Genomic DNA, 13,129 nt, shown 5'->3' with positions numbered 1-13,129 from the left:
TATGCTATTGAGAAAATGTGCAAGGAAAAGAAAAGTTTAAATCACTTCAATATCTGATATTAATTCAAATCTTTCTTTTGTTGATGAATGCATAAAAATAGTTCGCATCTTCATATCGTGCGCCCACAGAGAACCACTCTGAATCCGACTTTACGGATTACACGATATGAAGATGCGAAATGTAGGTTCATAATGGGCAATACAAATATACGAAAAAATCCCCAATAAAATGGGGGACTAAATTATATTTTGTATATTTACACCCAATAGGCGGATGCTTACCGGATGCTTACGAATGCTATTTTTCTAATTAAACATAATACGGATTATATTCATTATACGTTTATCAAAAAACGTAAGTATATTTAAAGGAAAACGCCTAAGCGTTTTGATTTAAACGCAAGTGCGTTTGAGTTAAAAACACAAGGACGTTTGAAACGCAAAGGCGTTTTGATATGAATGTACTTGCGTTTTTTGAGGCCTTATTCGCACGATTCTATACATCAATAAACAGATGATCTAAAAAACCATTTTTATTCGTTCTTAGGGCTTGATATTGCCGATTCTGCAAATCATAAGAACAAGGGCCGAATCCATACAAGATGGGAACGGCCCCCCTGAGAATTCGTTTTTCTAAGACAAAACTTTATTTAATCACCAAAATCGGCGTGTTGGAATGGAAAATCATCCGACGGGCAATGCTGGGATTAAACAAACGTGCAAAGACGTTCCGCTTGTAATTTGACAGACACAGCACGTCAATGCCTTTCTCCTTGACATATTCGTCCAAATTGCTGAGCAGACTTTCTCCGCCCAACATGTCGTAATCAATTGTCAGCTGCGGATATTGCTTCTTGAAATATTCCTGGATGCCCACCAGCTTGATTTCATTCCACGTACGCTTCTGCGCATTGTCGCTCAGATGGATGAACGATACTTCAAAATGATAATCCTTGAAAGTCGTTACCAGTGAGTCGAATGCAATCAAGTCGCGCTGGTCAAAGCTGGTAAAGAATGCTACCTTATGGATTTCATCGAAGTTTTTCTTCTGTGCATTTTTCGGGATGGCATAGACAAATACCGGACTACGGTCGATGATTTCGGCCGTTACACTACCGATAAGATCCATTTCCTTCTCACCTTTTCCGCGCGTTCCCATAATGATTATGAGCGGCTTTTCCTCGCGGGCATAATGCAGGATTTCTTCTTCCGGTACGCCTTCTTTCAGAGTGCAGGTGTACTTCACATCAGGAAGTTCTCCTTTCTGAATTCGTTCTTTAATACTGTTTATCAGATTGTTAAGTTGTTCATGGATACTATCAAGCATGCTCTTGATGCCCAGTTCATGTTCCATCGGCAACCCGTAGTTTTCTGTCGCATACTGCAAACTCGGCATGTATACCGGACTGAAATACACGTGCATCAGCACTACTTCTGCCTGTATCTTGGCTGCAAAATTGAAACCGAATTCACAGGCAGCCATCGAATAATCGGAAAAGTCGACCGGTATCAGCACCTGCTTACCATGCTTTTCTTCCGTTTTTTCCTCATTGACCACATCTTCGGCCAACCACGCAGAACTTTCAATGATTTTCAATGCCCTGGGCAGATCACTTTCGCGGATGCGTATTCTCACGCCCGAAGAAATGACAGGCTGAATCAGGTTGACATTATGGATGCAAGCCTCAATTCCTTCATTTTCAAGCACATTCTTTAGAATCTGGGCTTTAGAATAAGTAAGAATGGCCAGTGTTACAAGTTTTTCTTCCATGGCTTCTGCATTTTTAGGTTAATATCATATTATCGAATAAACAATAAGGGCCGTAACAGGAACGGATACTCTCCCACTCTCTTGTTACAGCCCTTATCTTATATCAAGCGCGTTGTTCTTCCTTCAGAATGGCTATTGCCTTATCGAGTACCGTAGTATCGTCAAGCATCACCAGTCCGCCGTCAGGCCCTGGTTCGAGATGGATACCTACGCTTTTTCCGTCCTTGAAGTTATGTCCGCCAAAGAAATTACGCACCGTTTCCACGCTGAGATTCAACTCATCCGCAATGCGATGCATGCTTCCCGCGGGCAAAGAATCTTTGATTTTACGAAGTTCGTTAAAGGTTATTGTTCTGTTCATAGTAGTCATAATTAAGTGTTAGACAAAATGTTGTTTTTAATATCGATTTAAATATAGCAAAAGATTGTGACAGCACAAACTTTCCAACTGTTTTTTTCGAAAATATCTTACTTTCTGGTCAGAAATGCAGACCTTTTGCCACTATCATTCCTCCGATTATCGCATAGAGATAAGTCAGTAGCAGTGTGGCATGCAGAATGGATATGTCATCCTTGGTATATCCGCCCTTGGTGTATTGGGTGGAGATATACTGCGGACAATCGAAGAATTTCTTGCGCAGACGTGCGTACAGCAGGTACACAAGCACACCGACAACCGATCCGGCCACTGCCCCGCACAAAATATCGCCGGGATAATGGACACCTAAATACATACGTGAGTACGAGGGAATCATTGCCCACAGAAACATCATGCAGGTGAAAGGCAGATAGCGCACCAGCAACGAAGCAAACATCGCTACGGCAAAGGTATTGGCGGCATGGCTGGAGATAAATCCATACAAGCCTCCCCGATAGTCGTTCACCGTCTGCACCAGGTACATCAGTTCAGGGTCCTGAGTGGGACGAAAACGGGCAAAATAAGGCTTGCAGAGTCCCGACGCAAACTGATCGGCCAGCGTAACGCACAAAGCAAACATCAGCGTGATGACTATTCCTTGCGGCACACGGTTATTCTTAAACACGACATACAGCAACACCAGTACGGCCGGAATCCATGTCTTAGTGTCTGTCACTGTCCACATGAATCCATCCCAGAACAAGGAGTCGCTTCCGTTAAGAGAAAGTAGCAAAGCCTTGTCGGCCTCTATGAGTTGCTGTATGTCTGCCATTTATGCTTATCTGAATTAAATGATTTCAATTGCTTCCGTCTTCACCCAGCCTTTGTTGCCGTCTTCCAGGCGGATTTCCTTCCAGCCTTTCATCGAATTGTCCTCGATGAAGACTTTCGTACCTTCATGCAACACAAACAAGTCGGTTCCGCTTTCGTTCGGCGTACTCTTGACATTGATTGTCGGCTCCATCACAATGGCTCCCGTACGGTCTACCAGCTCCGCTTTCTGTTCACTGGCAAAAATATTGCTGCACACCGTCACAATCAGAAATACCACCGCTCCGATGAATCCGGTTTTCTTTATCCAAAGGCGGTTGCCGAAGATATAAAAAGAGACTCCTATCAGCAAAAGAATGAACGAGAAAATTCCCACATAGCCCCAGCTCTGTTCGCTCATCATGTTGACCAGCGATTTATACCATGTCACGATGAACACCTCGGCAGTAGGCGTAATCTTGTCCACCGTCTTGCTGCGTGCCATGCCCAGATTAAAGCGAATATCCGCATCTCCCGGATTCAGGAGAAGGGCCCGTTCGTAGTTGAGCACTGCCTTGGCCGTATTCTTCAGCTTGAAGTACGCGTTTCCAAGATTATAATAGATGTCGGCCGATTCCCCCTGCGTCTGCAGGATTTCTTCATACAAGGACGCTGCCTCGCTGAACTTTTCCTTCTGGTATGCTTCGTCAGCTTCCGCTTTTGTGGTAGCTGCCACGGCAAACTGAATATACCCAATCAGGCCTATCAATAATAAAGATAATTTCTTCATATTTAGTCTGCTCTCCTATCCGTTTTAATGTTTGATACTGTTTTCCATTTTACTGATGACTTCCACAGAAGCGGAATATACCTTGTCCATCGCCTCGTTCTCGTTGCCCGGAGCATAACGTGCATATTCACATTCGTTGAGCACACCGATGAACTCGGCAATCAAGGCTTCCTGCACACCGTAGTTGGTCAGTTCGGCTTCAATGTTGTCTTTCGACAGCTGAGATACCGGAATACTGAGCTTGTCGCTGATGTATCCCCACAAAGCCTTCAGCACTTCGTCATAGAACTCATTCTTCTTGTTTTCTGCCAGCAACTTACCAGCCAGTTTCATACGGCGGGTAGCCACCTTGTTGGCTTTCTTGGTCTTCACCTTCGCCACGTTGGCATTTTCAAGGGCTTTCTGGCGATAAATCACTGCAAAGACAACGAACAGCAGCAACGGAATCAGGTAGCACAGGTAATATCCCACGGTGCCGAAGAAAAAGTCTCCCTTCGGACGAAGTGAAGAATCGCCCAACTTAATGAAGCGGATATCCTTACCCAGCATCTTCACGCTCTCCTTGTTGGTGAAGTCTGAAATCACCTGATCGGCATTTCCCTGTCCTTTGGCAACCTTCAGGTTGTAAGCCTCTGTTTTCAGGGTCTTGTAGCTGTTGCTCTTCAGGTCAAAGTAGGTAAATTCTATTGCCGGAATCGTAAAGTTGCCGGCATGACGCGGAATCGCCAGATATTCGAATGTCTTCGTACCCGTCAGTCCGCTGTTGGTCAGCTTATAATCATCGGTCACTTTCGGGTCATAGATTTCGAAATCCTGCGGGAATTTTACTTCCGGTGTACCGATAAGCTTCATGTTTCCTGTACCGCTCAGTGTCAGTTTAATAGTCACAGCATCGTTGGTCTTTACGTCAGTCGCATTGATAGACGATGCCAGTTTAAACTCACCCACTGCTCCAGAGAATCCGGCCGGTTTGGCAGGAAGCAGCTGCACGTTAATCACTACTTTCGGAGTCGTAATTTTCTTCTTCACTTCCACGTATCCTCCGCCATTGAAGAAAGCATCAAACGGGTCGTCCGAAATGGTCTGCTGGGCAACCACCCCATCAAATGTAATGGAAGGGATTTCCAGTTTACCCGTCTGTTGCGGGAACAGCACATACTGACTCCATACAGTCGTATTGTAGTTCCGTCCTTTATAATGTTCCAGTGTGAAAGTCTTCTGCTGCGGCAATTCTACCTCCTGCGTATGGAAACCCTTCAGATCGGGCATCTTGCCATACAACTGACGCAGATTCACCACGGTATATACCTTATAAGTCAGCAGAATGGCTTCCTGCTCGTGTACGGTGGTCTTGCTGGCTGTAGCCGTGATAAACAAATCATTGGCTGAGATACGGCTACCTGCTGCCTGGCTGCGTGAAGAAGAAGCACTGCCTCCTCCGTTGTTGCCACTATTCCCCGAGGTCTGGTCCTGCGGAAGCACCTTGATGGAAATGGCATTGGAAAAGACTTTCTCTCCATTTACCTCTACACTGGCTGCCGGAATGGTATACGTACCAGGATTTCCTGCCAAGAGGATATAAGTGAACGCCGTAGAACTGTTCGATGTACGCTTTCCGTTGATAATCTGAATACTGCTCTGCTGAGAGCGGCTCGGTCCCATCAGCACGTCAAAGCCCTTGATGGAAGGAGCACGGAAATCCTTGATGTCTTGCGAATTGACCGTGAATACCAGGCGCACCTGGTCACCGCTTACCACCACGTCGGCAGCTTCTGCCACAAAGCGTACCTTGTCGGCAGCTTTCACCTGCCACGCCGCAAGTATCGTAAAAAGTAAGAATATTATCTTTCGCATTATTCTGTTATTTATAATTATTCATTTGTTCTTCATTGCTTCCAGCCTTACCAGTCTTTTTCCAGCTTGCGTCCCTGCACCTGAATCTGCTTCTTCACCTTATCCTGCACGTTCTTTTCGTCCTGCATCACGGCGTTGAGCAACTGCTGGGCATTTTCCTTCGACATCTGGTTCTGGTTTTGCTGCTGTTGCTGCGGATTCTGCTGCTGTTCTTTCTTGTTCTGGTCTTGCTGGTCCTTGTTCTGCTGCTTGTCATCCTGCTTCTGGTCCTGCTTGTTTTGCTGCTGGTCCTGATTCTGCTGGTTCTGCTGCTGATCTTTCAACTGCTTCTGCGCCAGTGCCAGGTTGTAGCGGGTTTCATTATCCTTCGGATTGTTGCGCAAGGACTGCTTATAGGCTTCAATACACTGCGGCAACTGTTTGGACGACTGCAAAATGACTCCCATATTGTGGTAAATCTGTGCCAGCTTCTTCTTGTCCTTTTCCAAACGAGACGCTGCATCAAACTGCTCCATAGCCTCTTTGGCCTTTTCCTGCATCATCAGCGCATTTCCCAGATTGTACATGGCATCGGCCGACTTGGGATTCAGCTCCAGCGCCTTCCGGTAGTCTACTTCCGCCTTGACAAACAAACTGTCCTTGTAAAGCTTGTTGCCGCTTCGCAGATAATCACGGTCTGTTTTCTGTCCGTATCCGGCCACGGCAGTCAGGGCCAGACACATACACAGAATATATCCTTTCACTTTCATCTCCAGTTTCATTTAAAGAGTTTCACATTCTTGAAGAGCGGATTCTTGCGGTTCAGAATCATCAGGTCGGCAGCCAGCAAAAGAATAGCCAGCCAGGCCAGCACCTGGAACTGCTCGTCGAACTCCGTAAAGACCTGTGTCTCTACATCCGCCTTCGCCAGTTTGTTTATTTCCGCATTCAGTGCCCTTTCGGCATTGTTGGTATTGTCTACACGCACGTAAATACCGTTTCCGGCTTTAGCAATCTCCTGACACATCTGCTCGTTCAGACGGGTCACTACCACATTACCATCCTTATCGCGACGGAATTCATTGGTACCTTCCACCGGAATAGGTGAACCGTCGGGTAAACCTACTCCTAATACAAATACACGCATACCCTTCTTGGCAGCCTCCTGAGCAGCCTCGATAGCTCCTCCTTCGTGGTTCTCACCATCGGTAATCAGCACGATGGCACGTCCTACCCCTTCATTCGGAGTGAAACTCTTCATAGCCAGGTCGATGGCGCCGCGGATGTCCGTACCCTGTGTGGTAATCAAGGAAGGAGAAATCGTCTCCAGAAACATCTTGGCCGATACATAGTCGCTCGTAATCGGGAGCTGTGTGAAAGCTTCACCTGCAAACACAATCATGGCCACTTTATCGTTGTTGAAGGTCTCTACCAGACGGGAAATCAGCTTCTTCGATTTTTCCAGACGGCTAGGAGTGACATCCTGTGCCAGCATAGAGTTTGAAATATCCAGTGCCACCACCGTTTCCACACCCTGACGCTTCACCGTTTCCATCTTTGAACCGAACTGCGGACGAGCCAGCATGAAAATAACCATGGCCAGCGCAGAAAGCGTCAGCCAAAATTTTACGTCCGGACGATATTTCGACACATCCGGCATAAGATGTGCCAGCAACTCCGGACTACCATATTCGCGCAACTTCTTGCGACGGCGATAGTTCGAATAAAAATAGAACACAGCCAGCAAGGGCAGCACGATCAGTAAATACAAATATTGAGGTTCTCCAAATCGAAACATGACTTCTTATTTTAAGGTATTTTCTTCAAAACTGTATTCCGCAAAAGAATTTCAAGCAAGATGCTCAGGAATGCAATCAGTGCAAACACCGCATAGGCTTCTTCACGTTTGCTGAATTCCTTCACGTTCAGTTTCGTTTTTTCCAGTTTGTCAATTTCACGGTACACTTCCTTCAGCTTCGTATTGCTGGTAGCACGGAAATAATTTCCATTAGTTGTTCCGGCAATCTGGCTCATGGTCTGTTCGTCGATTTCCACCGGCATCTGTACATATTGCACACCAGCGTACGTCTGCATCGGATAAGGTGCCGTACCGTTAGTTCCTACACCGATGGTATACACACGGATACCAAACTGCTTGGCTATTTCGGCCGCAGTAAGCGGAGAAATGTCTCCCCGATTGTTCACACCATCCGTCAGCAGGATAACTACCTTCGACTTGGCCTTGCTGTCTTTCAGACGACTCACCGCGTTGGCCAGTCCCATACCCAGTGCTGTACCGTCTTCAATCATTCCGCGCTGTACCATGTCGCAGCTCACACTTTGGAACAAATTCAACAGTACTCCGTGGTCTACTGTCAGCGGGCACTGCGTAAATGCTTCTCCCGCAAAGATAGTCAGACCGATATTATCATTCGGACGTCCGTTGATAAACTCTGCCGCTACCTGCTTGGCCGCTTCAATACGGTTCGGCTTCAAATCTTCAGCCAGCATACTGGTCGACACGTCGACCGCCAGCATGATGTCAATACCTTCAATCTCCGTGTTCTGCCAGTTATCGGTAGTTTGCGGGCGTGCCAGTACCAGCACAATCATCACAAACGTCAGGATACGAAGCACAAACGGCGCATGCAGCAAATAAATCTTCCAACTGCGCGGAGCCTGCATGTACATCCGTGTGGTAGATACCTGCATGGTCGGTTCCGTCTTCTTGCGGCGCATCACGTACCACACGATATACGGAATCAGCAGCAAGAGCAGAAACAGATATTCTATATTCGCAAAAATCATAGTCTCAATTCATTATTAAATTAGAAAAAGAGGTCGATGATATGGCGCACAGACAAATACAAAGCAATCAGTGCGGCCACACCCGTAATGGCAATGCTGCACAGCAAGGCAATTCGTCCCTGTTTGGAACGCTTCTCCTCCACTTTGATTTCCGTCGGCTCCTTCTTGGCGTTCGGATCTTCCTCTATCTTAGTCTGGTTGATGAAATCTACCGCATTCACCAGGTTCATGTCGTTTTCATTCATCAGCGGCGCATATTTCGCAAACTTCACCAGGTCGGCTGTTTCAAACATCACCTTCAGGTCGTGGATAGATTCTTTGTCCTTCTCCTCCAACAGACGCTCGATAATTTCCGCAGACGTCATTTCCATGGCATTGAATCCGAAACGCTCCTTTATATATATACGGATGACATCGGTCAGTTCCGTATAATAAGCTTTCGGATCTTCACGCTTGGCCACCTTGTCTGCCTTGATAGTTTCAATCTTCTTCATGGCAGCCAGGTGAGGCGGAAGTTTAGGTTCTACCTTGATAATCTTGATGATAGGCTTATTGTCACGATAGCGAATGATAAAGAAGGCCGTCACCACTCCCAAAGCAATCAGCAACAGGATGGAATATACCATCGGTGCCAGGTCTTCCCAGGTAAGAGGTACTTCCTGAATGGACTTCGGACCAAAAAACTGGTCGGGGTGCAAGGTATCCACCGGAATGGAATACACTTTCAATGCCAAGGCCTTTGAACGGTAAGCCTTGTCATTGACCAGCACCTCAAACGGCGGAAGATAATACAGAGCCGAATCAAAAGAAGTCACTGTATATTCTTGTGACACCAGCCAGCGCTTGTTGTCGTTCAGCAACTGCGTGTCGGGCTTGGCCACATCCAGAATCTCCACTCCCCTGACCAGCGTATCACGCAGCAACGGCAGACGCAATTTCTGGTTGGCATCCATGCTGACCTGCAATTTGATTTTCGCCTGCTCACCAATGAGCAACTGCAAGGAATCGATGGTAGCTTCCACCGTCACCTGCTGGGCTTTCAAGCCCGTTGCACAGCATAAAATCAACACAGCACAGCAACATGCCTTTATCATTTTTGAGTAGTATAATAAGAGATGTCTCATGTCAACTGTCAGTTTCGTTTTGCAAATAAATTCAGCAATGCCTTCACATAATCCTGATCTGTACGTACAGATACAGAATCCACATTGCTGTGAGTAAATGTGTCATTCAGCTTCTGCTGTTTTTCCTTCCACCAGGCATGATGTGCATTGCGCAATGCCTTCGACGAAGTATCAATCCACTGCTCATGACCGGTTTCCGCATCACGCACGTGCATCAGTCCCACGTCCGGAAGTTCTTCCATACGACGGTCGTACACCTGCACAGCCACCACATCGTGTTTTCGGTTGGCAATCGTCAATGCATTCTGGAAATCACGTTCGTCAATAAAGTCGCTCAGCATAAAGGCCGTACAGCGTTTCTTCAGCACATTCGTCAGGTACTCAATGGCACACTGCAAATTGGTGCGCTGACTTTCCGGCTTAAAATCAAGCAGTTCACGAATGATATACAGAATATGCTTGCGACCCTTCTTGGGAGGGATAAATTTCTCGATACGGTCGGAAAAGAAAATCACGCCGATTTTATCATTGTTCTGAATGGCGGAAAAGGCGATTGTAGCCGCAATCTCCGTCACCATTTCTTTCTTCAGCTGCTGAATGGTACCAAAGTCCAAACTGTTGGACACGTCCACCAGCAACATGACCGTAAGTTCACGTTCTTCCTCAAAGACTTTCACGAATGGTTTGTCGAAGCGAGCGGTCACATTCCAGTCAATATCGCGCACGTCATCCCCATACTGATACTCGCGGACCTCTGAAAAGGCCATACCACGCCCCTTGAAGGCCGAATGATACTGACCGGCAAAAATATTGCTCGAAAGTCCCCGGGTCTTGATTTCAATCTGACGGACACGCTTTAAAAGTTCACTTGTCTCCATTCCTTTAATATTTGACCGTGTTCCCCTGGAGCAACCAAAGGAACACAGCTTAGTCATTTATAATCATGCAGCCTTCCGACTGCGAATAAAAGCCGACGGGGACTCTCTTCCCCGTCTGTAACCGTTACGGGTATCAGCGCATCAGGGCACTTCAACCTTGTTCAGAATCTTGCTGACGATTTCATCAGAAGTCACGTTGGTAGCTTCTGCTTCATAAGTCAGTCCGATACGGTGACGAAGCACGTCATGAGCCACGAATCTCACATCTTCCGGAATCACGTATCCACGACGTTTGATGAAAGCGTAACTGCGTGCAGCCAGTGCCAGGTTGATAGAAGCACGAGGAGAACCTCCAAAGCCAATCAAGCCCTTCAGTTCTTTCAAGTCGTATTTTTCCGGATAACGGGTAGCAAATACGATATCTGCAATGTACTGTTCAATCTTTTCATCCAGATATACCTGACGAACCACTTCGCGGGCAGCAATAATGTCTTCAGCCTTCAAAATAGGACGAACTTCCGTACGTTCTCCGTTGATGTTCTGACGGATAATCTTCTTTTCTTCTTCCAGCTTCGGATAATCAATAATCACCTTCAGCATGAAACGGTCTACCTGCGCTTCAGGCAACGGATAAGTACCTTCCTGCTCAATCGGGTTCTGCGTAGCCATTACCAGGAAAGGCTTCGGAAGTGCAAAAGTCTGCTTACCCAGTGTCACCTGACGTTCCTGCATGGCCTCGAGCAAGGCACTCTGTACTTTAGCCGGCGCACGGTTAATTTCATCGGCCAGTACAAAGTTGGCAAAAACCGGTCCTTTGTTGGCAACGAACTGCTCATCCTTCTGACTGTAAATCATCGTACCGATAATATCGGCCGGCAGCAAGTCAGGAGTAAACTGCACACGACTGTATTTTGAATCGATCAATGAAGCAAGGGTTTTGATTGCCAAGGTCTTTGCCAATCCCGGAACACCTTCCAGCAGAATATGTCCGTCAGAAAGCAACCCAATCAATAAAGATTCGATAAGATGTTTTTGACCTACGATTACCTGATTCATTCCCTCCATCAGGTTTGTTACAAACGCGCTCTGGCGTTCGATTCGTTCATTCAATTCACGAATGTCAATAGCTTCAGCCATAATTTTCTTCTATTTTAGTTCTCTTTTTTTTCATTAAAAAATGCCCTTTCAAAACATATATCTAAAAAGACACCCCAAAATTAAGGTATTCCCTTAACAGGCACAATAAATTTTGATAAAAAAATATAGACGGGTTTCGCCTTTTAAGGCTTATTGAACTAAAGAAAATTAAAAAGGCCTTGTTTGAATTGAAACAAGGCCTCTCGTTATTTTTTAGGAGTAAGTTGCGGAATCTGAATTGTGGTACCCACCGGCACGTTATCCGGATTTTTGATAATAGCCTTATTGTGCTTCACCAGATAAGGCCATAGTTTTTTATTTCCGTAGAATTTCAGGGCCACACGTACCAGGCTCTCCCCTGGTTTAAGGGTATATGAGCCCTGATTTCCAGTTATCTGGTATTCAACCGTATCGGCTAAGGTTTCCCTTTTCGGTACAGACGTAGAAGCTACGGGAGTTTTTTCTCCTTTCTTCGCGACGGTTTTCAAGGTATCCTTCTTCTGTACCAAAGAAGAATCTTTTTTTACAACTAAAGTATCAGCCACCTGCAAGGAGTCCGAAACCACAGGCGCAGGCGTTTTCTGCGTTTCATTCATCAGTTTCTCTACCACTTGTTCCGGAATATACCGTCGGCCCGAGGTCAATACCCATGTCACGATTCCTCCTATAAAAATACCCACCAGCAAGATGGAAGCAATCATACACCAGGGTATATTCTTTTTCTCTTCAGCCGGTTCTTTTATCCCAGTACCAGCTTCTGTAGAAGCTGTTGTTTCATCCGAAGGCGCATCCTCTTGTACTACAGTTACTTGTTCAGTATCCTCCACCACTTCATTCTTTTGTTCTTCCTCTACTAATACAGTAGCGGCAATACCAGTTTCAGCTTCCGAAAGCATCTCTTCCGTTTCCGGTAAGCCATCCTTTTCATCATCCGAAATGGCTTCTGAAATCTCTTCTCCTTCCTCGTTTACTTCCGATACACTACCTTCATCGGGAAGGTCTTCAAAATGCACATCATCATTAAGCAGAACAGACTGAAAATGCGCAAAAGGTTTATTTATCAAGTCCCTCAATCCAGTTTCCGGAACAAAAGACACACGTGTGTGCTCCTTTATCTCTATCGACTCCCCTGTATTTACATCTACACTTTTTCGAGCTTCAATGTTTATAAGCTTAAAAGTACCTAATCCTTTAACCTTTACGTACTTGTCTCTTGCCAAGGCTTCTTCAATCAAATTCAAGAACTCCTTCACAAACAATGCAGCCTCTGCAGGGTCCAACTGGCATTTCCGGGCAAACGACTCCACAAGTTCCTGTAAAGTTATTTTATCACTCATCCGATGAAATGTTTTTAAACTTTTCTTTCAAAACAGCACTTGGCTTAAAAGCTAACGCCAATTTGGGAGGCACCAAAAAGCGCTGCTTAGTGACAGGATTCACAGAAATACGTTCCATTTTCTTTTTCACCTCAAAGGAACCGAAGCCTTGCAAATTCACTATCTTATCTTCCTGCAATGTCTGCGACAAGCACTCCGTGAAAGAACTAACCAAGGAGGCTGTATCTTTCTCGGTTTTATCCAGACGGCGGGACAATTCTTCTATGAATTCCTTATTTGTCAT

Annotated in this window: 13 protein-coding genes; all 13 read right to left on the bottom strand. The window is 45.9% G+C overall.

Translation table 11 applies throughout. From position 1 onward, the window contains the following. Positions 1–646: 646 nt before the first annotated feature. The 13 genes from DXD04_RS05820 to DXD04_RS05760 all read right to left on the bottom strand — a co-directional run bounded on the left by DXD04_RS05820 (position 647) and on the right by DXD04_RS05760 (position 13,129). The gene (locus DXD04_RS05820; protein WP_022052837.1) at positions 647–1,771 is read right to left on the bottom strand and encodes a universal stress protein; all 1,125 of its coding nucleotides are present in this window, start codon (positions 1,769–1,771) and stop codon (positions 647–649) included. Between the two features lie 103 nt (positions 1,772–1,874). Further along, positions 1,875–2,132 carry a DNA-binding protein gene (locus DXD04_RS05815; protein ID WP_117671663.1) on the bottom strand — a complete coding sequence of 86 codons (258 nt, stop codon included), beginning with the start codon at positions 2,130–2,132 and terminating at the stop codon, positions 1,875–1,877. 118 nt (positions 2,133–2,250) lie between these two features. Further along, complete coding sequence (locus DXD04_RS05810; protein WP_117671661.1) at positions 2,251–2,961, bottom strand: phosphatase PAP2 family protein; 711 nt, start codon at positions 2,959–2,961, stop codon at positions 2,251–2,253. Between the two features lie 15 nt (positions 2,962–2,976). Then, positions 2,977–3,729, bottom strand: a complete 753-nt coding sequence (locus tag DXD04_RS05805; RefSeq protein ID WP_117671659.1) for a tetratricopeptide repeat protein — start codon at positions 3,727–3,729, stop codon at positions 2,977–2,979. A 24-nt stretch (positions 3,730–3,753) separates the two neighbouring features. Further along, a complete protein-coding gene (locus DXD04_RS05800) occupies positions 3,754–5,583 on the bottom strand; it encodes a BatD family protein (RefSeq protein ID WP_117671657.1) in 1,830 nt (609 codons plus the stop codon). A 47-nt stretch (positions 5,584–5,630) separates the two neighbouring features. Next, positions 5,631–6,332 (bottom strand): tetratricopeptide repeat protein, encoded by a 702-nt coding sequence (locus tag DXD04_RS05795; protein WP_022052832.1) that lies wholly within the window; start codon positions 6,330–6,332, stop codon positions 5,631–5,633. Positions 6,333–6,340: 8 nt separating this feature from the next. Beyond that, complete coding sequence (locus DXD04_RS05790; RefSeq protein WP_117671655.1) at positions 6,341–7,360, bottom strand: vWA domain-containing protein; 1,020 nt, start codon at positions 7,358–7,360, stop codon at positions 6,341–6,343. 11 nt (positions 7,361–7,371) lie between these two features. Beyond that, positions 7,372–8,370 (bottom strand): vWA domain-containing protein, encoded by a 999-nt coding sequence (locus DXD04_RS05785; protein WP_117671653.1) that lies wholly within the window; start codon positions 8,368–8,370, stop codon positions 7,372–7,374. A 20-nt stretch (positions 8,371–8,390) separates the two neighbouring features. Next, complete coding sequence (locus DXD04_RS05780) at positions 8,391–9,464, bottom strand: BatD family protein (RefSeq protein ID WP_117671651.1); 1,074 nt, start codon at positions 9,462–9,464, stop codon at positions 8,391–8,393. 38 nt (positions 9,465–9,502) lie between these two features. After that, positions 9,503–10,372, bottom strand: coding sequence for a DUF58 domain-containing protein (locus DXD04_RS05775; RefSeq protein WP_117671649.1), 870 nt, complete (start codon positions 10,370–10,372; stop codon positions 9,503–9,505). A gap of 141 nt (positions 10,373–10,513) precedes the next feature. Then, on the bottom strand, positions 10,514–11,509 hold the full coding sequence (locus tag DXD04_RS05770; RefSeq protein ID WP_117671647.1) for an AAA family ATPase: 996 nt from the start codon (positions 11,507–11,509) through the stop codon (positions 10,514–10,516). Positions 11,510–11,715: 206 nt separating this feature from the next. Continuing rightward, on the bottom strand, positions 11,716–12,846 hold the full coding sequence (locus DXD04_RS05765; protein WP_117671645.1) for an HU family DNA-binding protein: 1,131 nt from the start codon (positions 12,844–12,846) through the stop codon (positions 11,716–11,718). Next, the gene (locus DXD04_RS05760) at positions 12,839–13,129 is read right to left on the bottom strand and encodes an HU family DNA-binding protein (RefSeq protein ID WP_022052826.1); all 291 of its coding nucleotides are present in this window, start codon (positions 13,127–13,129) and stop codon (positions 12,839–12,841) included. The genes DXD04_RS05765 and DXD04_RS05760 overlap by 8 nt, the downstream gene beginning before the upstream one ends.

Origin of the sequence: Phocaeicola plebeius (assembly GCF_003437535.1) — a bacterium.
Lineage (GTDB): Bacteria > Bacteroidota > Bacteroidia > Bacteroidales > Bacteroidaceae > Phocaeicola > Phocaeicola plebeius_A.
The sequence above is the reverse complement of the archived record's forward strand: the minus strand, read 5'-3'. Positions and strand labels throughout refer to the sequence as shown.

What these genes read in the sequence shown, in the direction of transcription:
- DXD04_RS05790 (WP_117671655.1), bottom strand. Translation starts at nt 7,360, where the DNA reads ATGTTTCGATTTGGAGAACCTCAATATTTGTATTTACTGATCGTGCTG.
- DXD04_RS05815 (WP_117671663.1), bottom strand. Translation starts at nt 2,132, where the DNA reads ATGAACAGAACAATAACCTTTAACGAACTTCGTAAAATCAAAGATTCT.
- DXD04_RS05805 (WP_117671659.1), bottom strand. Translation starts at nt 3,729, where the DNA reads ATGAAGAAATTATCTTTATTATTGATAGGCCTGATTGGGTATATTCAG.
- DXD04_RS05795 (WP_022052832.1), bottom strand. Translation starts at nt 6,332, where the DNA reads ATGAAAGTGAAAGGATATATTCTGTGTATGTGTCTGGCCCTGACTGCC.
- DXD04_RS05780 (WP_117671651.1), bottom strand. Translation starts at nt 9,464, where the DNA reads ATGATAAAGGCATGTTGCTGTGCTGTGTTGATTTTATGCTGTGCAACG.
- DXD04_RS05820 (WP_022052837.1), bottom strand. Translation starts at nt 1,771, where the DNA reads ATGGAAGAAAAACTTGTAACACTGGCCATTCTTACTTATTCTAAAGCC.
- DXD04_RS05785 (WP_117671653.1), bottom strand. Translation starts at nt 8,370, where the DNA reads ATGATTTTTGCGAATATAGAATATCTGTTTCTGCTCTTGCTGCTGATT.
- DXD04_RS05775 (WP_117671649.1), bottom strand. Translation starts at nt 10,372, where the DNA reads ATGGAGACAAGTGAACTTTTAAAGCGTGTCCGTCAGATTGAAATCAAG.
- DXD04_RS05760 (WP_022052826.1), bottom strand. Translation starts at nt 13,129, where the DNA reads ATGACAAATAAGGAATTCATAGAAGAATTGTCCCGCCGTCTGGATAAA.
- DXD04_RS05810 (WP_117671661.1), bottom strand. Translation starts at nt 2,961, where the DNA reads ATGGCAGACATACAGCAACTCATAGAGGCCGACAAGGCTTTGCTACTT.
- DXD04_RS05770 (WP_117671647.1), bottom strand. Translation starts at nt 11,509, where the DNA reads ATGGCTGAAGCTATTGACATTCGTGAATTGAATGAACGAATCGAACGC.
- DXD04_RS05800 (WP_117671657.1), bottom strand. Translation starts at nt 5,583, where the DNA reads ATGCGAAAGATAATATTCTTACTTTTTACGATACTTGCGGCGTGGCAG.
- DXD04_RS05765 (WP_117671645.1), bottom strand. Translation starts at nt 12,846, where the DNA reads ATGAGTGATAAAATAACTTTACAGGAACTTGTGGAGTCGTTTGCCCGG.